This is a genomic window from Pseudidiomarina sp. (assembly GCF_033722695.1).
Taxonomy (GTDB): Bacteria; Pseudomonadota; Gammaproteobacteria; order Enterobacterales; family Alteromonadaceae; genus Pseudidiomarina.
In genome coordinates, this window is sequence record NZ_JAWVYM010000001.1 from 126,007 (window position 1) to 146,820 (window position 20,814).

At 51.7% G+C, this 20,814-nt stretch carries 22 protein-coding genes; 17 read left to right on the forward strand and 5 right to left on the reverse strand.

Going from position 1 to position 20,814, the window contains the following annotated elements; all coding sequences use genetic code 11:
* Positions 1-13 precede the first annotated feature (13 nt).
* From R3196_RS00605 to R3196_RS00680, 16 genes are all read left to right on the forward strand, one after another.
* On the forward strand, positions 14-619 hold the full coding sequence (locus R3196_RS00605) for a Maf family protein (protein WP_318934669.1): 606 nt from the start codon (positions 14-16) through the stop codon (positions 617-619).
* A gap of 68 nt (positions 620-687) precedes the next feature.
* On the forward strand, positions 688-1,212 hold the full coding sequence (yceD, locus tag R3196_RS00610) for a 23S rRNA accumulation protein YceD (RefSeq protein WP_318934670.1): 525 nt from the start codon (positions 688-690) through the stop codon (positions 1,210-1,212).
* A 19-nt stretch (positions 1,213-1,231) separates the two neighbouring features.
* Positions 1,232-1,402, forward strand: coding sequence for a 50S ribosomal protein L32 (gene rpmF / locus R3196_RS00615; protein ID WP_084694024.1), 171 nt, complete (start codon positions 1,232-1,234; stop codon positions 1,400-1,402).
* Between the two features lie 22 nt (positions 1,403-1,424).
* Positions 1,425-2,450, forward strand: a complete 1,026-nt coding sequence (gene plsX, locus R3196_RS00620) for a phosphate acyltransferase PlsX (RefSeq protein WP_318934671.1) — start codon at positions 1,425-1,427, stop codon at positions 2,448-2,450.
* Positions 2,451-2,459: 9 nt separating this feature from the next.
* A complete protein-coding gene (locus R3196_RS00625) occupies positions 2,460-3,419 on the forward strand; it encodes a beta-ketoacyl-ACP synthase III (RefSeq protein WP_318934672.1) in 960 nt (319 codons plus the stop codon).
* A gap of 13 nt (positions 3,420-3,432) precedes the next feature.
* On the forward strand, positions 3,433-4,356 hold the full coding sequence (fabD, locus tag R3196_RS00630) for an ACP S-malonyltransferase (RefSeq protein ID WP_318934673.1): 924 nt from the start codon (positions 3,433-3,435) through the stop codon (positions 4,354-4,356).
* Positions 4,353-5,093 carry a 3-oxoacyl-ACP reductase FabG gene (gene fabG / locus R3196_RS00635; protein ID WP_318934674.1) on the forward strand — a complete coding sequence of 247 codons (741 nt, stop codon included), beginning with the start codon at positions 4,353-4,355 and terminating at the stop codon, positions 5,091-5,093. Before fabD ends, fabG begins: the two co-directional genes overlap by 4 nt.
* A gap of 132 nt (positions 5,094-5,225) precedes the next feature.
* Positions 5,226-5,465 (forward strand): acyl carrier protein, encoded by a 240-nt coding sequence (acpP, locus tag R3196_RS00640; protein WP_034774275.1) that lies wholly within the window; start codon positions 5,226-5,228, stop codon positions 5,463-5,465.
* Positions 5,466-5,514: 49 nt separating this feature from the next.
* Positions 5,515-6,306, forward strand: a complete 792-nt coding sequence (pabC, locus tag R3196_RS00645; protein ID WP_318934675.1) for an aminodeoxychorismate lyase — start codon at positions 5,515-5,517, stop codon at positions 6,304-6,306.
* A complete protein-coding gene (mltG, locus tag R3196_RS00650; protein WP_318934676.1) occupies positions 6,282-7,298 on the forward strand; it encodes an endolytic transglycosylase MltG in 1,017 nt (338 codons plus the stop codon). The genes pabC and mltG overlap by 25 nt, the downstream gene beginning before the upstream one ends.
* Positions 7,295-7,915, forward strand: coding sequence for a dTMP kinase (gene tmk / locus R3196_RS00655; RefSeq protein ID WP_318934677.1), 621 nt, complete (start codon positions 7,295-7,297; stop codon positions 7,913-7,915). The genes mltG and tmk overlap by 4 nt, the downstream gene beginning before the upstream one ends.
* Positions 7,916-7,943: 28 nt before the next feature.
* Positions 7,944-8,897 carry a hypothetical protein gene (locus R3196_RS00660; RefSeq protein WP_413242886.1) on the forward strand — a complete coding sequence of 318 codons (954 nt, stop codon included), beginning with the start codon at positions 7,944-7,946 and terminating at the stop codon, positions 8,895-8,897.
* Position 8,898: 1 nt separating this feature from the next.
* Positions 8,899-9,225, forward strand: a complete 327-nt coding sequence (locus R3196_RS00665; protein ID WP_318934679.1) for a PilZ domain-containing protein — start codon at positions 8,899-8,901, stop codon at positions 9,223-9,225.
* Positions 9,226-9,258: 33 nt separating this feature from the next.
* A complete protein-coding gene (locus R3196_RS00670) occupies positions 9,259-10,038 on the forward strand; it encodes a TatD family hydrolase (RefSeq protein WP_318934680.1) in 780 nt (259 codons plus the stop codon).
* 254 nt (positions 10,039-10,292) lie between these two features.
* Positions 10,293-11,420 (forward strand): 2-methylcitrate synthase, encoded by a 1,128-nt coding sequence (gene prpC, locus R3196_RS00675; protein ID WP_318934681.1) that lies wholly within the window; start codon positions 10,293-10,295, stop codon positions 11,418-11,420.
* Positions 11,421-11,450: 30 nt separating this feature from the next.
* On the forward strand, positions 11,451-12,935 hold the full coding sequence (locus R3196_RS00680; RefSeq protein WP_318934682.1) for a bifunctional 2-methylcitrate dehydratase/aconitate hydratase: 1,485 nt from the start codon (positions 11,451-11,453) through the stop codon (positions 12,933-12,935).
* Positions 12,936-12,989: 54 nt separating this feature from the next.
* Here R3196_RS00680 and R3196_RS00685 read toward each other — a convergent pair whose 3' ends face one another.
* From R3196_RS00685 to sppA, 3 genes are read right to left on the reverse strand one after another with little or no spacing between them, the layout of a single operon-like run.
* Positions 12,990-14,333: a sodium-dependent transporter gene (locus R3196_RS00685; RefSeq protein ID WP_318934683.1), complete on the reverse strand. Its 1,344-nt coding sequence runs from the start codon at positions 14,331-14,333 to the stop codon at positions 12,990-12,992.
* Between the two features lie 30 nt (positions 14,334-14,363).
* A complete protein-coding gene (gene ansA, locus R3196_RS00690; protein ID WP_318934684.1) occupies positions 14,364-15,374 on the reverse strand; it encodes an asparaginase in 1,011 nt (336 codons plus the stop codon).
* Between the two features lie 18 nt (positions 15,375-15,392).
* The gene (sppA, locus tag R3196_RS00695) at positions 15,393-17,243 is read right to left on the reverse strand and encodes a signal peptide peptidase SppA (RefSeq protein WP_318934685.1); all 1,851 of its coding nucleotides are present in this window, start codon (positions 17,241-17,243) and stop codon (positions 15,393-15,395) included.
* A 153-nt stretch (positions 17,244-17,396) separates the two neighbouring features.
* Here sppA and R3196_RS00700 point away from each other — a divergent pair, with 153 nt between their 5' ends.
* Positions 17,397-17,942 (forward strand): nitroreductase family protein, encoded by a 546-nt coding sequence (locus R3196_RS00700; RefSeq protein WP_318934686.1) that lies wholly within the window; start codon positions 17,397-17,399, stop codon positions 17,940-17,942.
* Between the two features lie 7 nt (positions 17,943-17,949).
* Here R3196_RS00700 and asnS read toward each other — a convergent pair whose 3' ends face one another.
* Together asnS and bioA are read right to left on the reverse strand one after the other, a co-directional pair.
* Positions 17,950-19,350: an asparagine--tRNA ligase gene (asnS, locus tag R3196_RS00705; RefSeq protein ID WP_318934687.1), complete on the reverse strand. Its 1,401-nt coding sequence runs from the start codon at positions 19,348-19,350 to the stop codon at positions 17,950-17,952.
* Positions 19,351-19,432: 82 nt separating this feature from the next.
* Positions 19,433-20,725: an adenosylmethionine--8-amino-7-oxononanoate transaminase gene (gene bioA / locus R3196_RS00710; RefSeq protein ID WP_318934688.1), complete on the reverse strand. Its 1,293-nt coding sequence runs from the start codon at positions 20,723-20,725 to the stop codon at positions 19,433-19,435.
* Between the last annotated feature and the right edge of the window lie 89 nt (positions 20,726-20,814).

Below are 20,814 nucleotides of genomic sequence, written 5' to 3' on the forward strand. Positions count from 1 at the left end.
ATAAGGAAGGTTTATGACAGCATTGGTATTAGCATCAACCTCACCCTTTCGCCGCCAGTTACTGAGCAAGGTTATTCCTGAGTTTGAGTGCGCTGCGCCGCAGGTTGACGAAAGTCGGTGGCCGGGCGAAACCGCCCACCAGTTAGTTGAGCGGCTGGCAATAGCTAAAGCGCAGGCGCTGAAAGCTAACTATGCCGATCATATTCTGATCGGTTCTGATCAGGTCGCCGTCATTGCTGGCCAGGGGCAGGATATTCTCGGTAAGCCGGGTAATGAAGCCAATGCGATAGCACAACTAGAACGCTGCAGCGGCCGCCGTGTGACCTTTCTGACCGGCCTTGCGGTTTATCATTCGGGTCGTGATGAGCTCCAGCATCTGGTCGACTCGTTTCATGTTCAGTTCCGCCAGCTGAGTACGGCCGAAATTGAAGGTTATGTGCGCCTTGAACAGCCCTTTAACTGCGCCGGCAGCTTTAAAAGCGAAGGTCTGGGCATCAGTCTGTTTGAAGGGCTCGAAGGTGATGACCCGAACAGTCTTATCGGGCTCCCGTTAATTAAGTTACTTAGTTTGCTGCGAAAGTGGGGCATTAACCCATTATTGGCGGCGGCTGCCGATTAAGCGCAAACGCACTAAAAATGCGAAAATCACTTGTTTTCAGGCCGCGAATCCATTAACATTCGCGCCCTATGCAAAAGGTTCGAGTGCCAGTTACGGCAGATCCGGTTAAAAGTGCCGGTAAACAGTTGAGTTATCTCGGATTAGTTCCGGGGGCAGCCCTTGTCCGTTTACAAGACTTACTCGTTGAACCTTGTCCGGATGTTGACGTGAGCGTACATTTCGATGTCGACCCACAAGATATTAAGCATCTCAAGGGGCAGGCTTCAGTTGAAGTTGTGGTTGCTTGTGAACGCTGTGGTGATGCGATGCGTTTACCCTTGGTTTGTGACTTCGCTTATGCGCCGGTCACAAAGCGGCAAAAGGCCACCGATATGCCAGAACACTATGAACCGGTAGAGCTGGATGAACTTGGTGAAGTAAATCTGCACCAGTTGATTGAAGACGAATTGATATTAGCGATGCCAGTTGTTGCAAAACACGATGAGCGCGAATGTCGAATAGATAGTAATGCAATGCAGTGGGGCAAAATTGATACTGCCTCAGAAAAAAAGGAAAATCCTTTTGCTGTGTTGCAGGAATTAAAGCGCAAATAAACTTAGGAGATAGCGTAAGATGGCTGTACAAAAGAGTAAGAAAAGTCGTTCACGTCGCGATATGCGTCGTTCTCACGATTCACTGAGCGGCCCTACACTGTCGGTTGACTCTACCTCTGGTGAAACGCACCGTCGTCACCACGTAACAGCTGACGGTTTCTATAAAGGCCGTAAAGTCGTTAGCCAGTAAGCCGGAAACTGGAAGTGAGGCTATGGCCGCACTGACACTGGCACTGGATGCAATGGGGGGCGATAACGGCCCCTCAGTTGTTATTGGCGCGCTGAAACAGGCGCTAACATCTGTTTCCGAAGTTCATTTCATCGTTGTTGGCGATGAGGCTGAACTCACCAGCCTGCTCACCCAAGCGAACCTGCTGAATCACCCCCGAATCACACTGAAGCATGCCAGCCAGACCGTCACTATGGCGGATAGACCCGGCTACTCACTACGTGCTAAACCCGATTCATCGATGCGTGTGGCGTTGGAACTCGTTGCCGATGGCACCGCTGACGCGTGCGTGAGTGCAGGTAATACTGGCGCGCTGATGACCAAGGCCTATTTTACTCTGAAGACGTTGCCCGGCGTGTTGCGCCCCGCACTGATGTCGGCGATCCCACAAGCCCGAGGTGGCTCAGCATTTATCCTTGATCTTGGTGCTAACCCGGTATGTGACTCAGATACCCTGTTTCAATTTGGCATCATGGGATCAGTCGCTGCCCGGCAGGTCCTGAATATTGAGCAGCCGCGGGTGGCGTTGCTGAATATGGGATCAGAAGAGATCAAGGGTAATGATGTGGTAAAAACCGCCGCGCAGTTATTGCAGCACTCGCCGCAGATTAATTATATCGGTTTCATTGAAGGCGATGATCTATTTGCCGGCAAGGCCGATGTCATTGTCTGTGATGGTTTTGTCGGCAATGTCGCGTTAAAAAGCTGCGAGGGCCTGGCTGAGCTTTTACTGGACAATATCCGCACCAACATACACGCTCACTGGCTGACCCGCTGGTTTGTCAAACTATTCTATCGTCGTTTGCAGAAGAGTTGGGACTGGTTGAAGCCCGACCACTATAACGGCGCCAGTCTGATAGGATTACGTGGAGTCGTTATCAAAAGCCATGGTGATGCTAACGAGCGTGCTTTTCTGAGCGCTATTGAGCAGGCCCTGGAAGAGACTCAACAGCACCTCCCATCGCGTATCCGGGATCGGGTGGAAGACGTTCTTCTGGAGCAGGAATAAAATACTATTATGCAAGCAATGATTGCAGGAACTGGCCACTATTTACCGGCTCAGCGCCTGACCAATGCCATGCTCGAACAACGTGTTGATACAAGTCATGACTGGATAGTAGAGCGAACTGGCATTCACGAGCGCCGTCTCGCCGGCGCAGCAGAAAGCGCTGTGACTATGGGCACCGCTGCTGCCAGGCAAGCGCTGCAGGCCGCCGGTGTTGATGCCAACGAACTTGATCTTATAGTGGTTGCAACCACCTCAGGTGACCGCGCCTTCCCCAGTGTCGCCTGTGAAATTCAGGCCGGCCTTACTGATACCGACGTGCCTGCCTTTGATGTGGCCGCTGCGTGCTCGGGCTTTATCTTTGCAATGAGCGTGGCAGATCAATATATTCGCAGTGGTACGTACCGCACCGTTTTAGTCATAGGAACTGATGTACTATCCCGACTCTGTCACCCGGATGACCGCAATACGCTTATTCTGTTTGGTGATGCTGCCGGTGCTGTAGTGCTGAAAGCTACTGATAAACCAGGTATTATTTCTACGCATTTGCATAGTGCCGGCGAATTTGCCAATTTGTTAGGGGTGAATCATCTGTCGCGCAACCAGCCTGAGCAATTAAGCGAGGCCTGGATGTATATGAAGGGCAACGAAGTGTTTCGGGTGGCAGTCAGCAAGCTTAGTTCACTGGTCGTTGAAACGCTGCAGGCTAATGATATGACGCCCGAAGATTTGGATTGGCTGGTGCCACACCAGGCGAACATGCGGATCATTAAGGCAACCGCGAAAAAACTGAATATGCCGATGGAGCAGGTCGTTACTACCCTTGATTACACGGGTAACACCTCAGCCGCTTCAGTACCGGTGGCACTGGATGTCGCAATCCGTGATGGTCGTATCCGTCGCGGACAAAAATTATTGCTGGAAGCCTTTGGCGGCGGTTTTGCCTGGGGTTCGGCGTTGATTGAATATTAAGAAGGACAGGTTAATGCGAGCATATGTTTTTCCCGGACAGGGTTCTCAAAGCGTTGGCATGTTGGCCGATGTTGCTGAAGCGTATCCGATTGTTGAAAAGACCTTTGCCGAAGCCAGTGCCGTGCTTGGCTACGATCTCTGGCAGCTGGTGCAGAATGGCCCGGCCGAAGATTTAAATGAAACCCACCGTACTCAACCCGCATTGCTGGCGGCCAGCGTCGCCTTATATCGTGTGGCGCAGCAAGCGGGCCACGGTGAACCTGAATATATGGCAGGGCACAGCCTGGGTGAGTATTCCGCGTTGGTTTGTGCCGGCGCACTGGATTTTGCCGATGCAGTCGCCCTGGTCGCCAAGCGCGGCAAGTTTATGCAAACAGCGGTGCCGGCTGGCGTAGGTGCGATGGCGGCGGTGATCGGACTTGAGGACGATATCGTCAGTAACCTGTGCGCTGAACAGGCCAATGATGAAGTGGTCGAGGCGGTAAATTTTAATTCGCCCGGGCAGGTTGTTATCGCCGGCCATGTCGCGGCGGTTGAACGGGCTGGTGAGGCCTGTAAAGAAGCCGGAGCAAAACGGGTATTGCCACTGCCGGTGAGTGTTCCGTCTCATTGCGCTCTGATGCATCCCGCTGCCGAGCAACTGAAGCTGGAACTGGCCGATGTTACTATCAGCCGACCGCGTATCCCCGTTATCAATAATGTGGATGTTGCTGCGCCCACAGATCCAGCGCAAATTCGTGACGCGCTGATCCGGCAGTTATATTCACCGGTGCGTTGGACCGGAACGGTGCGCAAGCTGGCAGCCGAAGGCGTTACGCACATCTATGAAGTTGGCCCGGGTAAAGTACTGACCGGCCTGAACAAGCGCATTGATAAAGCCATTGAGGGCGAAGCGCTGAATACTACTGATTCATTAACAGCGAAGGATTCTCTATGACCACTACTATGCAAGGACAAGTTGCCCTGGTAACCGGGGCGAGCCGCGGTATTGGTAAGGCTATAGCATTGCAGCTCGCAGAACAGGGCGTTACCGTAATAGGGACTGCCACCACCGAGAAGGGTGCGGAAGCAATTTCGGATTATTTAGGTGACAAAGGTGAAGGTATTGCCTTGAACGTTACCCAGGAAGATAGCATCAGCGCAACCCTGAAACATATTGACGAAACCTACGGGCAGTTAGACATCCTGGTAAATAACGCAGGGGTCACCAAGGATAATCTGTTAATGCGGATGAAAGATGAGGAATGGGATACCGTTATGGATACCAACCTCAAATCGGTTTACCGTCTGAGTAAAGGCGTCATGCGCGGCATGATGAAGCGCCGCAGTGGCCGGATCATTAATATTTCCTCGGTAGTTGGCACTACCGGTAACCCGGGGCAGGTAAACTATTGTGCGGCCAAGGCCGGCTTAGTCGGCTTTACCAAAGCCCTGGCCAAAGAAATTGCGGCACGGGGTATTACGGTTAACTGTGTCGCACCGGGCTTTATTGATACGGATATGACGAAATCGCTGACAGACGACCAGAAGCAGGCTATCTTTGCTAATATTCCTGCGTCGCGTCTGGGGCAGCCGAATGAAATAGCGGCAGCAGTAGTATTCCTGGCATCGCCGGGAGCTGCCTATATTACTGGTGAAACAATCCATGTAAATGGTGGAATGGCGATGGTGTAAGTAAAAAGCAACGCTGAATTAAGGGGTATGACCTCTGAGGTTAATACCAATTTTTGCTTTATTAATGACGTTGCATTCACTACACTAAGCGCAAATCTGAACTCGTGACCTAAATTAAGGGACCTATATACAATGAGTACTATCGAAGAACGCGTTAAAAAAATCATTATTGAACAGCTGGGCGTTAAAGAAGAAGAAGTGAAACCAGAAGCTTCTTTTGAAAATGACCTGGGTGCAGACTCACTGGATACAGTTGAGCTGGTAATGGCGCTGGAAGAAGAGTTTGAAACTGAGATTCCAGATGAAGAAGCCGAAAAGATTAAGACCGTGCAGTCTGCTATCGATTACGTGACCAATCACGCAAACGACTAAGCAACAGCAAGACGGCGAGGAGGCGGAATGAAAATTCCGCCTTTTTTCTATGTGGGTTAATGGTAAACAAGCAGAGTCACTCCCGTTAGACCGCGGATTGCAGTTTGGCGATGGGCACTTTACGACCCTGACCATTGAACAGGGTCACATACGCTGGTGGGCTTCTCACTGGCGCCGTTTGCAAGCTGCCGCCCGACAGCTCAACAGCCAACTACCCGACGAAAAAGCTGTAGTTAGACTGCTCCGCAGCATTGCCAGTACAAATCCCAACTCCATCATCAAAATTATTGTTACCCGTGGCTATGGCGCACGAGGTTACGGTGTTGCAAATCCGCAGAGTTGCAATTGGTATGTTACCGCCACCGAGCTGGCGGAACGGGACAGTAGCCCGCTGGTAACCGACTTCGCTGAATTTCGTCTGGCCTGCCAACCACAGTTTGCGGGGCTGAAAACGCTTAATCGCCTGGAACAGGTCATGCTGAGTCAGGAGCGGGACCGTCGTGGTGTGGACGAACTCATTGTGCTTGATTCGCGCAACACCGTAGTTGAAGCAATCAGTAGCAACATTTTCTGGCGCTCGGGCAAACAGTGGTATACCCCTTGGTTAAATCAAGCTGGCATTGCCGGCATTGTGCGTGAACGTCTGCTCGCAGAAAAAGTGCTTGGGCGAGTACAGGTCTGTGCCAGTGGGCCTGGAGATATGAGAGCCGCTGAGCAGCTATTTCTCTGTAACAGCGTGCTGGGGTTGCGCCCGGTAGCCGCCATAGGTCATCATAGGCTAACAGTACCCGATTTGCCTGAGGCGGTTCAGCAGTGGTGGTTAAAATCAAAGGATTTCTGATTAGTCTGATCCTGTTGGGCTTGGTCGCGGTGGCAGCGATAGTGGCCGGCTCCCAATGGCTCCTGCATCAGCCAGTAAAAAGTCTGCAGCGGCCGATTTTATTTGAGGTTGAGCCCGGCTCACATGCCCGCATTATTTTAAAAAGACTCAATCATCAGCAGCTTGTTGGCGATCTCTCGTTGACTTACCTGGCCAGCCGTTTATGGCAGGTGGGCGGACAGCTGAAGGCGGGCGTTTATCAGCTCGAACCTGGCCTAACCCTTGAGCAGCTATGGACGAAGCTTGAGCATGGCGATCAGTACCAGTTTCAGGTCACTCTGGTGGAAGGTCAGACCCTCGCCCAGTGGCTGCAACGGCTGCACCAGCAACCCTACCTGCAGTCAGTAACCCGGGATCTTAGTGAGCAAGCGTTGCTGGCTGAAGTAACCGGGTCGGCCTCATTCAGTTCACTGGAGGGGCTATTGGCGCCTGACACCTATAGCTACCAAGCCTACAGCACTGACTTGCTGCTGCTACGCCAAGCCTATCAGGAGCAGCAACAATTGCTCAATCAGTTCTGGCGCGAGCGAGCCGAGGATCTTCCGTATAAGAGCCCTTATGAAATGCTGATTATGGCATCGATTATTGAAAAAGAAACAGGATACGCGGGTGAACGACCGTTGGTTTCGTCAGTTTTTGTAAATCGGCTGAGACTGGGTATGCGGCTGCAGTCAGATCCCACTACTATTTACGGGATTGCTAATTTTGACGGCAATCTGACTCGTGCGCACCTGCGCGAAGCAACCCCATATAATACTTATAAAATTAGTGGTTTACCTCCGACTCCCATTGCTATGCCCGGTACTGCAAGTTTACGCGCAGCAGCGCATCCGGCTACCAGTGACTACTTATATTTTGTTGCTGATGGCTCAGGAGGTCATGTATTCTCAAAGACTCTGGCCGAACATAATAAAGCGGTGAACCGCTATCAACGGAAGCAAACCAACCCATGAATGGAAAATTCATCGTTGTTGAAGGTCTTGAAGGGGCGGGAAAGAGTTCCGCCATTGCCACTATCGCCCTTCATCTGCAGCAAAAAGGCATTTCCGTAGTGAATGTGCGAGAACCCGGCGGTACGCCGTTAGCTGAGTTTTTGCGTGAATTAGTGAAGCGTGACTGGGATGAGCGCCTGACTGCGGAAACCGAACTGTTACTGATGTACGCCAGTCGTTCTCAGTTGGTCGAGAACATCATCCGGCCGGCGTTAACTAAAGGATCCTGGGTGCTTGCGGACCGGCATGACTTGTCATCACGCGCCTATCAGGGCGGCGGCCGGCAACTTGGCGATGAAAAGTTACAGCAGCTTAAACAGCTGGTGTTGGGCGATTTCAGCCCTGATCTGACACTGGTGCTGGATGTCAGCCCGGAAGTGGGGTTAGAGCGGGCCAGACAACGTGGTCAGCTGGATCGTATTGAACAGGAAAACCTGGCATTTTTTGAGCGTACCCGCCAGCGTTATCTGGATATTGCGGCGAATGAACCGCGCATTGAGGTGATCAACGCGGAAGCGAGCCTGGAACAGGTTCACGCGGATCTGGTACAGTGCGTGGAACAGCAACTATTTACATGACGTTACTTCTAAGAAATACAGGCACATTATGCATCTTCCCTGGTTAAGGCCAGTCTGGCGAAATCTGTTGGGTGATATGCAGGCCGGCCGACTCAGCCATGCACATTGTATCTGCTGGCAGCCTGAGCTTGGCAGTGACCGGCTACTACAACAGACTGTGCGGCTGCTACTATGTTTGCAACCGACCACCAAAGCCTGCGGCAGTTGTAAAAGCTGTCTGTTAGCGGCGGCCGGCAATCATCCCGACTTTTATAGCCTCGAGAGTATTGACGATAAGGTTATCGGCGTCGACGCTGTGCGCGATCTTATCAGTAAGTTACAGAATACCGCTAATCAGCATGGGGCTAAGGTGGCCTGGGTAAACCACGCCGACCGGTTATCCGTTACCGCCGCAAACGCCTTGCTGAAAACACTGGAAGAGCCGACGGTAGATACTTATTTCATTTTGAGCCCGCGCCGCACTGGTTTACTGTTGCCGACCCTGCGCAGCCGGATGCAGTTACACCAGATCACTTCACCTACGGTGGCGGAAGCTGAGCAATGGCTGGCCAGCCAGCTCGGCCGGGTCCTGAGCAGCGATGAAGTGGCACTGATTCAGCGTTATCCTCAGGCTCCGGTATCAGTCTATAACTGGATAACGGCTGATAAGTTCCCGCGTGACTGTATTGCAGATTTAACCTCAGCCTGGTTTGACGATGGGCCCTGGCCGCAGCCAGCTAAAGGCGACTGGCCCGAATGGTTGGCCGCCAGTGAACTGATATTGCAGGATTTGATCAGGCTACGGCAGCGGTTGCCGCAGATGCGCTTGCGCTGTGGGTTGATTAGCGAGCAGGCCCAACACTGGCTCGAGCAGCATAACGTAAATGGCGACCAGCTCAATCAATGGCTACAATCGTGTTATGCTATGCGCCGCATGCTGAGTGAACAAAGTGGTTTGAACGGGCCACTACTCATCGAAGAACTATGGTCAAGGTGGCACTGATATGGCGACAAAACGTCTTAATCTCGATTCTGAAGAGCAACTACGCCGTGCTTATATGCCTTTTATCAAGCAAGGGGCTTTATTTTTGGCAACAGAAGACTCCTATAAACTAGGGGATGAGCTGACGTTGGTTGTGCGTTTGCCAGAAGATACCGAGGATACCCTGGTAAAAGGGGTCGTAGTCTGGCTATCTCCAGCTACAACCAGCAGATCGGACCTGCGCGGTATTGGGGTTCAGTTTAAGGACGATAAATCCCATTTACGTAATCGTATTGAGACTAAACTGGGGAGTCTGGGTGAATCGGCATCGCCAACCGCGACCATGTAAAATCCTAAAACACTCGACAGAGCAGGAGTACCTGTGTTTATCGATTCACACTGTCACCTGGATAAACTCGATTTAACTGATTTTGATGGTGATCTTAGTGCCGTGGTCGCCGCTGCCCGGGCTGCCGGCGTGAGCCGGATGCTCTGTATCGGCGTGACGCTGGCTGATTTTCCCGAAATGGAAGCGAAAGTCGCGCCGTTCCGGGATGTTTTTATTTCCTGCGGTGCCCATCCTCTTTATATCGCAAAAAACCCGCTCGAAAGACAATTGCTGCGGCGCTATGCCAGCCAGGAAAATGTCGTAGCTGTTGGCGAAACCGGACTAGATTACTTCTATGATGCCGATAGCAAGCCGTTACAGCAGGATAGTTTCAGTTATCATGTGGAAGTAGCTGCGGACCTCGATAAGCCGCTTATTATTCATACCCGTGATGCGCAGGAAGATACCCTGAATATCCTGCAAAACGGCGGGGCAGAGCGCTGTGGTGGGGTACTTCACTGTTTTACCGAGTCACTGGAGATGGCAGAGCGCGCTATTGAGTCACTTGGTTTTTATATTTCCATCTCGGGAATTGTCAGCTTCCGTAATGCGACTGAACTGAGGGACGTTGTCCGGGCCATACCGCTGGAACGGCTGTTGATCGAGACCGACAGCCCCTGGCTGGCACCGGTGCCAAACCGTGGCAAGCAAAACCAACCGGCTTACGTTCGTCACGTCGCACAGTGTATTGCCGATGTGAAAGGGGTTTCCCTTGAGCGGGTCGCTGAAGTAACCACGGCTAATTTCTATGAAGTTTTCAAGCGTGCGAGCTAAGTTGGACCAGATTAAAAAAAAATTGTAGAAAAAGTAGGCGTTTTTTTTTTTGTTGTCTACACTATTTATCCTGGTTCGTTTTTATGAGTTAGCGCACGGCTCAAACCTTTGAGCCATTCCCCTGAGCTCGGGACACCCCCCATTTGTCCCGAGCCTTTTTTTTGCCCAATAGTTTTCCTTTGCTATGCTTTAAATTCAAAAGATTTTTACTGACCAATTTCGATCCTTTAAGCGGTTTACAGAAGGAGTATGACATGGCCGATAACAAGAACAGTGCTGCCGGTTTACGCGGCCAGGTTGCTGGTAAGACAGCGCTATCCACTGTAGGTAAATCGGGCTCGGGCCTCACTTACCGTGGCTACGATATAAAAGATCTGGCAAAAACCTGCCACTTTGAAGAAGTGGCCTACCTGATTCTTAAAGGTAAGCTTCCAAATGAATCAGAACTAAGTAGTTATAAAGCTAAACTGAAAGGATTGCGCGGACTTCCCCAGCCGCTGAAAGATATTCTGGAACGGATTCCGGCCAATGCCCATCCGATGGATGTCATGCGGACCGGGACTTCGATGCTTGGCAATCTCGAACAGGAAGGCGATTTTAGTAACCAGGAGGGCGCTGCTGACAGATTGCTGGCGATACTGCCGAGTATTATCTGCTACTGGTATCAATTTAGCCATAATGGCAAGCGCATTGAAACCAAAACTGACGATGATTCAGTGGGTGCGCATTTTCTAAAAATGCTGCACGGGGAAGCACCAAAAAAACTGCATGCTGAAGTTATGAATGTTTCCCTTATTCTCTATGCCGAACACGAGTTTAACGCGTCTACCTTTACTGCACGTGTATGTGCCTCGACGCTGTCGGATCTGCACAGCTGTGTAACTGGTGCAATTGGTTCATTGCGCGGGCCACTGCACGGAGGTGCTAACGAGGCTGCCATGGAGATGCTGGCGCAGTGGTCGTCGCCTGAGGAAGCTGAACAGGGCATCCAGGCTATGCTGGAGCGCAAAGATAAGATAATGGGCTTTGGACACGCGGTTTATCGCGAAGCCGATCCGCGTAACGAAATAATCAAAGGGTATGCCGATAAACTCTCTGACGATGTTGGCGACACCACGCTCTTTGCCGTATCAGAGCGGGTTGATGCGGTAATGAAACGGGAAAAAGGTCTATTCCCGAATGCTGATTTCTATCATGCCTCGGCTTATCATTTTATGGGAATTCCAACTAAGTTATTTACGCCAATTTTTGTGATGTCACGGCTGACTGGCTGGGCCGCCCATGTATTTGAGCAGCGTGCCGACAATCGCATTATCCGACCCTCTGCCGAATATGTTGGTGAGAAACCGCGCGAAGTACCGCCATTATCGGAGCGATCTTAAGCCCGTACTACAGCGTAAAGGAGTGCCTTAATGAGTGCGAATTACGACGTAAACGAACGGCCGGATTATGATCAGGTCATTCAGGACATAGCAGATTATGTAATCGACTATCAGATTGACAGTGAAGAAGCCTGGGATACTGCCCGCAACTGTCTGATGGATACACTGGGTTGCGGATTGCTGGCATTGCGGTTTCCGGAATGTGCAAAACACCTGGGACCGCTGGTCGAAGGAACTGTAGTGCCACATGGCGCACGGGTCCCCGGTACGCAGTTCCGGCTCGATCCGGTCAAAGCAGCCTGGGATATAGGCTGCATTGTCCGCTGGCTTGATTTTAATGATACGTGGCTGGCGGCGGAGTGGGGACACCCGTCTGATAATCTGGGCGGTATTCTGGCCATCACCGATTTTATTTCTCAGCGGCGCGTTGCCCAGGGACAGTCACCGCTGAGTATGCGCAAAGTGCTTGAGGCAATGATTAAGGCCCATGAGATCCAGGGAATTATTGCACTGGAAAATAGCTTTAACCGGGTTGGCCTTGATCATGTGGTGCTGGTTAAAGTGGCCTCGACAGCAGTGGTGACCTGGTTAATGGGCGGCAACCGAGAACAGATAATGGCAGCGGTATCGCAGGCCTGGGTCGACGGCCAGTCATTACGGACATACCGGCATGCGCCGAACGCCGGATCACGTAAGTCCTGGGCGGCCGGCGATGCGACTTCAAGAGCGGTTCGCCTGGCTGATCTGACCTTACTGGGTGAGATGGGCATACCCAGTGCCTTAACAGCATCCCAGTGGGGGTTCTATGACGTTCTATTTAACAAGACCAATAAGGATCAGAAGATCAAAGCGCCGGAGGATGCAAAATTCAAATTTCAGCGTGACTATGGCAGTTATGTAATGGAAAACATCTTATTCAAGATTTCTTTTCCCGCAGAATTTCATGCGCAGACGGCCTGTGAAGCAGCGGTCACCTTGCATGAACAGGTTAAAGACCGACTTGATCAGATTGAGAAGATCGTTATTACCACCCATGAGTCAGCAATTCGCATTATTTCGAAGAAAGGCAACCTGGCTAACCCAGCAGATCGCGATCACTGCCTGCAGTACATGGCTGCGGTACCGCTGGCATTTGGTAATCTGACAGCTGATCACTATGAGGACGAATTCCATCGGGCTAATCCGATTATCGATGAGCTGCGCGAAAAAATGGAAGTGGTGGAAGACAAGCAATACAGTGAGGACTACCACAACCCGGAAAAACGCTCGATTGCCAACGCGATGCAGATCTTTTTTAAAGACGGTAGCTGCACGGATCAAGTTGAAGTCGAGTATCCGATTGGACATCGTCGCCGGCGGAAAGAAGGGATTCCGGTGCTGGAAAACAAGTTCCGGCAGAATCTGGCTACCCGTTTCCCGGCCGGCCGCAGCAAGCTCATCTTTGATCTCTGTAAAGACAAACATCATTTACAGTCGATGCCAGTTAATGAATTTATGGATTTACTGGTGATTTAAACGAGAAGAGCCCGCAGCAAGTCGCTGCGGGCTCTTTTTTATTTGTTGAACGGATTAACCGCGCCAGATTACCAGCAATATAAGAATCGGACAGATAAACTTCACGTACCAGGGCCATATCTTCCAGAATAGCGTACGTTCCATATCCGGGGCGCCATCCTGTAGTGCTTTGAGTAACAGATGCTGGCGCAGGATCCAGGTCAACAGTAGCCCGAATACCAGTGCCAGCAGCGGCTGTATGTAAACGGTGGTCAGCGTTATTACGGCCCCGAAAAGTGCGGCAAAATTATAAATAATTACAGTTGAGATCGCACTGATAGCAATACCTACCAACCAGGCCATACGCGAACGGGGTTGGCCTAACTCTTCACGCAAGGCGTTCACCGGCGCCTCCAGCATGGAGATGGAAGAGGTGATGGCAGCGATAACCATCAGGGTGAAGAACGCGAACGCGACCCATAAACCAGCACTGCCCATAGAATCGAACATAGCCGGCAAGACCGTGAATACCAGGGTATCAGCCGAAAGCAATACACCAGCATCGTTGTATATGATGACGCCAAGTTTCTGTGCGGCGAACATGGCTGGTAGAATTAATAGTCCTGCTAAAAACGCGACGGAGGTATCCAGCATCGCAACCCAGCCTGCGGTGCGTGGCAGGTTCTCGTCGCGGGACAAATAGGCACCATAAGTCATCATGCTGCACACACCGATGGATAATGAAAAGAAAGCCTGGCCCATGGCACTGATGATGAGATCGGGATTGGTCACCTGGCTGAAGTCGGGTTGCAGATACATGCGCAATCCGTCAGTCGCGCCCGGCAACGTCAGAATGTAGATGACCATGGCGATAAGCAGCATGAATAGGACCGGCATCAGGCGCCGTGACCAGCGTTCTATGCCGTCGGTTACACCTGAGCGGATAACATGGATAGTAACCAGCATAAACAGCGCCATCATTACCAGGTTGCGTTCTAAAGTAAATGCCACCAACCATTCTGCCAGCGCCAGCAATCCAGCCAGTTCGGCGACAGCAGCCAGCATATAAGACAGCAACCAGCCGGAGACAATAGCGTAAAAGCTTAGGATCAGTGATAAAGCGATCAGGCCGACTATACCGCTTAATGCCCCAAATTTTCGCCAGAAGGGTCGGGTACTGAGTGAGCGCAAGGCTTCAACTGAGTTGCGCTGACGCATCCGACCAATTGTCAGCTCGGCCACCAGCATCGGATAAGCCAGTATGGCTATCATAACCAGGTAAACCAGTAAGAAAGCACCACCACCGTTGCTGGCGGCCTGGGTCGGGAAGCCCCATATATTGCCAACGCCAACAGCAGAACCAGCGGCAGCAAGAATAAAACCAATTCGGGAAGAGAAAGCAGGAGTTTTAGGGGCCATAGTCAATCTACAAGTTATTATTTATTTTTATTAAGTTAATTCGCCGCGCAGATTTCTTTCCAGCAGGGCCTGAATCTCGGATTGGGGCAAGTTCTGTGACAGTAAATAATGCAGCTTGGTCAGCGCCGCTTCAATCGTCATATCCTGACCACTAACAACGCCGATTTTAGCAAGGGCATTGCCAGTGGCGTAGCCGCCCATATTTACTTTACCCTTAAAGCACTGCGTGCAATTTAGCACTATTGTGCCTTTGTCGATACCCCGTTGCAGGCTATTTAACAGCTGTGGATCCTGGGGCGCGTTACCCACGCCGTAACTTTGCAGGATAAGCGCTTTGACCGGCTGTTGGAGGATATTGTCAAAGATGGCCGACGATATACCGGGATATAAGGTCACCACGCCGATCGCTTGCGGGGCGATAGAGGTCAGCTGTAGTGGCTCGCTGCGCAATGGCTGAACCGAGCCGGCTTTAAGACGGATCTGAATTCCAGCTTCCAGCAAGGGTACGCAATTGGGTGATTCAAAGGCATTAAAACCGTTTGCGTCAGCTTTGGTGGCCCGGTTACCGCGATAAAGATTGTTATTAAAAAACAGTGATACTTCATGGATGGGATAATTGGCGGCGATATAGAGTGCGTTGAGCAAGTTCGTCTGGCCGTCGGACCGTAATGCCGCCAGTGGGATTTGCGAACCGGTAATAATCACCGGCTTGCCCAGGTTCTCAAACATAAAGGACAGGGCAGACGCAGTATAGGCCATGGTATCGGTGCCGTGCAGGATCACGAAGCCATCATAGTCGTCATACTGATTGCGAATGTCCTCGGCGATATGTTGCCAGTCAGCCGGCGACATATCGGAGGAGTCCATCAGCGGGTCATATTCATTAATGGTAAAGACTGGCATTTCATCGCGGAAAAACTCCGGCATTTCAGCGACACACTTGGACAGAAAGCCCGGCACGGGAACGTAGCCCTGTGCCGATTTCTGCATGCCTATGGTGCCACCGGTGTATGCGACATAGATGCGTTTACGCGAATTCATATTCTTTGCTGTTACCATTTAATTTACCGGACAAAGTTCACAGAGCGCATAGACACCTTGCGGATCATTAAACTTAGAACTGATCTGCAGGTCACCCCAGATGCGCATCAGCTGTTGCTGAATGGGATCCAGACGGGGTTGGTTATCGTTCTCCGGTAATAGCACCATGGCTTTACCAAAAAGGTTCTGCAAGAACTGTTCGCGCGGGCTCAGTTCAGGCTCTACTTTGACCAGTTTATAATCTTCAGTGCCGGCGAGCTGTGCGGCAGCGGCAACGGCATCTTCCAAATCACCCAGAGAATCAACCAGCCCCAGCTCTTGTGCTTTGGCACCGGTCCAGACGCGTCCCTGAGCCACTTCATGGACAGCATCGTAGCTCATGCCGCGAGCGTCAGCGACAATAGTTACGAAGTCACGATAGAACTTATCTATGGTCTGCTGAATGAAGCGACCGGCAGCCTCCGGAAGTTCACGGGTCGGATCAATAACCGGTATTTCAGTGGTATGAAAACCGTCATTGTATACGCCTATGGCTGCCAGTGAATCTTCAATCGTGAAGAACAGGCCAAAAACGCCAATTGAACCGGTAATAGTATCAGGTGAAGCCCAGATCTGGTCGGCGCTGGCGGCAATCCAGTAGCCGCCGGAAGCCGCAACTGTGCTCATTGAGGCGATTACCGGGATGCCAGCTTCCTGCAGCTCCAGTACTTCCTGACGAATAACTTCGGAAGCAAAACCGCTGCCACCGGGGCTGTCGATACGCAGCACCACAGCTTTGGTTTTGTCATTCAGTCGTGCTTTACGCAGCAGCGCTGCCGTGCTGTCGCCGCCAATCATACCGGGCTTCTGGTATCCATCAAGGATAGTTCCGCGAGCCACAATTAAGGCAATTTCATTGGCTGCATCTTCAGTTTCAGCTGTCATCAGTTCGGCTGATGTAAGGTAGTTCTGGAAGCTGATGCGACGCCACGACTTTTCGTCTTCATCAAGGCCGGTTAAATCAATCATTCGCTGCCGGAACGCTTCCCTCGACTGCAGCTCATCCACCAGTCCGCTCGCGACAGCAAAGCGCGCCAGGTCATGATTGTTTTCCGAAAGTAATTGTTGTAAATCGTCCAGTGAGCCACTTAATGCCCGTGGATCGATCTCACGCAGTTGGCGCAAGTCTTCAGTAAAATTAGACCAGAGTGACGAGTACAGTTCAGCTGCCGCCTCGCGGGCTTCTTCGGACATGTCATTGCGGGTATAAGGTTCCACCGCTGACTTATAGGCGCCAGCTTTGAAAACATGAGTTGAGACCTTCAACTTTTCCAGCATTTCACTGTAGTACAAGCGATATGCGCCCATACCTTCAAACATCAGACCGCCCAGTGGGTTCAGATAAATCGAATCACTGTAAGCCGCCAGATAATACTGGGACTGAGAGAAATAGTCGCCGTAAGTGACGACGGGCTTTCCACTTTCACGAAAATTGAGCAGGGCTTCACCGACTTGTTCAAGCTTGTTCAGACCGCCGCCGGCCATTTTGCTGACATCAAGGTAGATACCACTGACACGCTCGTCTTCAGCAGCCAGTTCGATCGCCCGCACGACATCGGGGAGCAAGGTTTCTGGTTGCTCTGAGCCAGAGCCAAAGGTGTCGCCGAGAAATTCATCAACAGGGTCAACCCAGGTTTTTTCTTCGACCAGGATACCGTCAATTTTTACCACAACCACACCCTTATCGGGTACGATAATAGGCTCTTCTTCGGCGAAGATGAAAACCACAATAATTGCCAGTACCAGAAAGAAAACCAGGTTAACGATAATTTTCCGGATACTGTTGATTAGTCCGAATAGTTTTTTAAATACTGTCGAAACTCCGCTCATCACAGCTCCATCTCAGCGTAGGATTTTTATCAGGCAGTGAAGAATACTGAAGAATGAACGAATAAACCAGTGCGACAATGTAACAGAGGATGATCCCTGTTACGCTTTTACAGTGCAGATCACCAGTAGCGATAAGGATGAGGTTATTTTTATATGCAGGCACTTGAATTATTAACAACCCGCTCTTCGATGCCCCGGCTGGCTGAACCCGGGCCGTCAGCGGCACAATTTACGATTATGCAGCAAGCCGCGAGCCGGGCGCCTGATCATAAGGCTCTGATGCCTTACCGGTTTATTGTCTATCAAGGCCAGAAGCGGAAGAGTCTTGGCGAGCTGTTTCAGCAGGCTGCGGCTGCGCGGGGGCTGGATGACAAAGCGCAAGCTAAGGCGGCCGAGGTGCCGCTAAGGGCACCGATGGTGATTGCCGTTATTATGGATTATCAGCCGCACGAAAAAGTGCCGCGCGATGAACAATTTGCTGCGGCAGCCTGTGCCACCTTGCTACTGCAGCAAGCAGCTTTTGCGCAAGGGCTGGGTGCCATATGGAGAACCGGCTGGTTTGCCGAAGACGAAGTAGTTAAAGCGGGCCTGAACTGTAAGCCGGAGGATGCGATAGTGGCTTTTCTATACGTGGGTACACCGGTGGTACCCACGCCCATTAAACCGATGAAAGCCATCAGTACTAAGTTTGAAGAGTAATTCTCTGTTAGAACTCTGCGCTCTTCGGTGCCCGAGGGAAGGGGATAACGTCCCGGATGTTGGTCATGCCGGTCACATAGGTAACCAGACGCTCAAAGCCAAGACCAAAACCGGCATGTGGAACCGTACCGTAGCGACGTAAATCGCGGTACCAGCTGTAATCGTCAGCATTAAGACCCATTTCAGCAATACGGGAATCAAGCCGGTTAAGCCGCTCTTCGCGGGCACTGCCGCCAATGATTTCACCGATGCCCGGGGCCAGAATATCCATCGCCGCGACGGTTTTGCCATCGTCATTCTGGCGCATGTAGAAGGCCTTTATATCTTTCGGATAGTTTTTCAGTACCACCGGCGCGCCGACGTGAACTTCAGCCAGATAGCGCTCATGCTCTGACTGTAAATCGGTGCCCCAGCTAACCGGATAGTTAAATTGCTGGCCGCAATTCTGCAGAATTTCCACCGCATCGGTGTAATCCATATGAACGAACTTGTTGGAAACGACATGGTTAAGACGATCTAATACGCCTTTATCAATGCGTTGCTGGAAAAACGCCATGTCGTCAGCGCGCTCTTCAAGCACCGCGTTGATGGCGTACTTGAGCATATCTTCTGCCAGGTAGGCGATGTCATTCAGATCAGCGAAAGCTACTTCAGGTTCAACCATCCAGAACTCCGCCAGGTGGCGACTGGTGTTTGAATTTTCGGCGCGGAAAGTGGGGCCAAAGGTATAGACTTTCGACAGGGCACAAGCGTAGGTCTCAACGTTGAGCTGCCCGGAAACCGTCAAAAAGGCTTCTTTACCGAAAAAGTCTTTGCTGAAATCAACGTCGCCTTTATCGGTACGTGGCAGGTTCATCAGATCCAGTGTTGATACGCGGAACAGTTCTCCGGCTCCTTCAGCATCGGAGGCAGTAATAATAGGCGTAGCGACCCACAGGTAGCCGCGCTCATGGAAAAACCGATGCAGCGCCTGAGACAGACAGTTACGAACCCGCATCACCGCGCCGGTAACATTGGTGCGAGCGCGCAGATGGGCAAATTCCCGCAAGTATTCCATTGAGTGAGGCTTTGGCGACATCGGATAAGTGTCCGGATCATCGACAAAACCGTAGACATGAACTTTTTCAGCCTGAATTTCAAAACTCTGGCCCTTGCCAGCAGATTCGGCCACGCGGCCGGTAACGGCGACACTGGCACCAGTGGTCAGGCGGAGTACTTCACTGTCGTAATTATCGAGTTCATTCGGCACGACGATCTGAACCGGATCAAAGCATGAGCCATCATGCACATTAATAAATGAGATACCGGCTTTTGAATCACGCCGGGTACGCACCCAGCCGCGCACGGTAACCTGCTCACCGACCGCAGTTTTTCCTGATAGAACGTCGACAACTGTAGCGAAGGACATGAACCTGCAAACTCCAATAGGATAAATGGGAAATAATAAAGGCTGTTATGTTACCTTGCTTTGCCTAAGACTCAAGCGAAAATCATGCCTCTTCGGCGGCTTTGCACATCGCTTGAGTGATTTGTGTCAGTTGCCCGGGCGTAATGATATAGGGTGGCATTACATAGATTAGCCGGCCAAAAGGGCGGATCCAGACGCCGAGTTCCACGAAGCGTTGCTGCAGCTTCGCCACATTCACGGGTTGCTTCATCTCAATTACGCCGATGGCGCCATAGGTACGGACATCAGCTACAGAGAGAAGGCCTCGCGCGGGTTCGAGTTCAGCCGCTAGTTGGCGGGCAATAGTTGCAACTTGCTCTTGCCAGTCGCCGGTCATGATTAACCCGATGCTGGCATTGGCTATGGCGCAGGCCAGCGGGTTGGCCATAAAAGTAGGGCCGTGCATAAAAGTCCCGCCAGCGGGACCAGCACTGATCGTATCAGCAAGGTCGCTGGTGGCCAATACCGCCGCCATGGTGAGGTAACCACCCGTCAGGGCTTTCCCCAGGCACATGATGTCAGGGCTGATGTCGGCATGATTGCAGGCAAAGAGGGCGCCGGTGCGGCCAAAACCCGTAGCGATTTCATCGGCAATTAAAAGTACATCGAACTGATCGCATAATGCCCGCAAGCCGCGCAGATACTCAGGGTGGTAAAAACGCATGCCGCCAGCCCCCTGAACGACAGGTTCAACGATCACGGCGGCAACTTCATGATGATTCTGCTCCAGTAATTCCCTCATAGGCTCCAGTGCCTGCGGGTCCCACTCGTCCTGCGGGCGTACATCAGGGACCGGGGCAAAAAGTTGCTGGCGGAGCGAGCCCTGAAACAGGGCATGCATGCCGTTTACCGGATCACATACCGACATCGCGGCAAAAGTATCGCCGTGGTAGCCACCGCGAACGGTGGCGATGCGGTTCTTGTTTGGTTGTTCGCGGGCGGCCCAGTACTGAACGGCCATTTTTATCGCAATTTCTACAGAAACTGATCCTGAATCCGCCAGAAACACTCGCTGCAGCGGGGCCGGGGACAATTCGACCAGCCGCCGGCACAAATCAATGGCTGGCTTATGAGTAACCCCACCAAACATCACATGGCTCATGTGGTCGATCTGGCTATGGGCAGCCTGGTTGAGTCGCGGGTGATTGTAGCCGTGAATGGCGGCCCACCAGGATGACATACCGTCGATCAGTCGCCGGCCGTCGTCCAGAATGAGTTCGCAGCCCTCGGCTGCGGCAACCGGATAAACCGGCAATGGCTCTCGGAAGGAGGTATAGGGATGCCAGATATGTTCGCGATCAAAGGTCAGATCGTCAGGCTGCAAGAAATTTGTCATAGGTTGAAACCAAATTGTCGCCAATCAACAGTATGAAATTTGACCAGTCGTTATTATTTGCTGGCTTTAAAAGTTGACAGTGTACGTAT

Coding starts and splice junctions, on each gene's coding strand:
- R3196_RS00605 (WP_318934669.1), top strand. CDS start 14: ATGACAGCATTGGTATTAGCATCAACCTCACCCTTTCGCCGCCAGTTA.
- yceD (WP_318934670.1), top strand. CDS start 688: ATGCAAAAGGTTCGAGTGCCAGTTACGGCAGATCCGGTTAAAAGTGCC.
- rpmF (WP_084694024.1), top strand. CDS start 1,232: ATGGCTGTACAAAAGAGTAAGAAAAGTCGTTCACGTCGCGATATGCGT.
- plsX (WP_318934671.1), top strand. CDS start 1,425: ATGGCCGCACTGACACTGGCACTGGATGCAATGGGGGGCGATAACGGC.
- R3196_RS00625 (WP_318934672.1), top strand. CDS start 2,460: ATGCAAGCAATGATTGCAGGAACTGGCCACTATTTACCGGCTCAGCGC.
- fabD (WP_318934673.1), top strand. CDS start 3,433: ATGCGAGCATATGTTTTTCCCGGACAGGGTTCTCAAAGCGTTGGCATG.
- fabG (WP_318934674.1), top strand. CDS start 4,353: ATGACCACTACTATGCAAGGACAAGTTGCCCTGGTAACCGGGGCGAGC.
- acpP (WP_034774275.1), top strand. CDS start 5,226: ATGAGTACTATCGAAGAACGCGTTAAAAAAATCATTATTGAACAGCTG.
- pabC (WP_318934675.1), top strand. CDS start 5,515: ATGTGGGTTAATGGTAAACAAGCAGAGTCACTCCCGTTAGACCGCGGA.
- tmk (WP_318934677.1), top strand. CDS start 7,295: ATGAATGGAAAATTCATCGTTGTTGAAGGTCTTGAAGGGGCGGGAAAG.
- R3196_RS00660 (WP_413242886.1), top strand. CDS start 7,944: ATGCATCTTCCCTGGTTAAGGCCAGTCTGGCGAAATCTGTTGGGTGAT.
- R3196_RS00665 (WP_318934679.1), top strand. CDS start 8,899: ATGGCGACAAAACGTCTTAATCTCGATTCTGAAGAGCAACTACGCCGT.
- prpC (WP_318934681.1), top strand. CDS start 10,293: ATGGCCGATAACAAGAACAGTGCTGCCGGTTTACGCGGCCAGGTTGCT.
- R3196_RS00680 (WP_318934682.1), top strand. CDS start 11,451: ATGAGTGCGAATTACGACGTAAACGAACGGCCGGATTATGATCAGGTC.
- R3196_RS00685 (WP_318934683.1), bottom strand. CDS start 14,333: ATGGCCCCTAAAACTCCTGCTTTCTCTTCCCGAATTGGTTTTATTCTT.
- ansA (WP_318934684.1), bottom strand. CDS start 15,374: ATGAATTCGCGTAAACGCATCTATGTCGCATACACCGGTGGCACCATA.
- sppA (WP_318934685.1), bottom strand. CDS start 17,243: ATGAGCGGAGTTTCGACAGTATTTAAAAAACTATTCGGACTAATCAAC.
- R3196_RS00700 (WP_318934686.1), top strand. CDS start 17,397: ATGCAGGCACTTGAATTATTAACAACCCGCTCTTCGATGCCCCGGCTG.
- asnS (WP_318934687.1), bottom strand. CDS start 19,350: ATGTCCTTCGCTACAGTTGTCGACGTTCTATCAGGAAAAACTGCGGTC.
- bioA (WP_318934688.1), bottom strand. CDS start 20,725: ATGACAAATTTCTTGCAGCCTGACGATCTGACCTTTGATCGCGAACAT.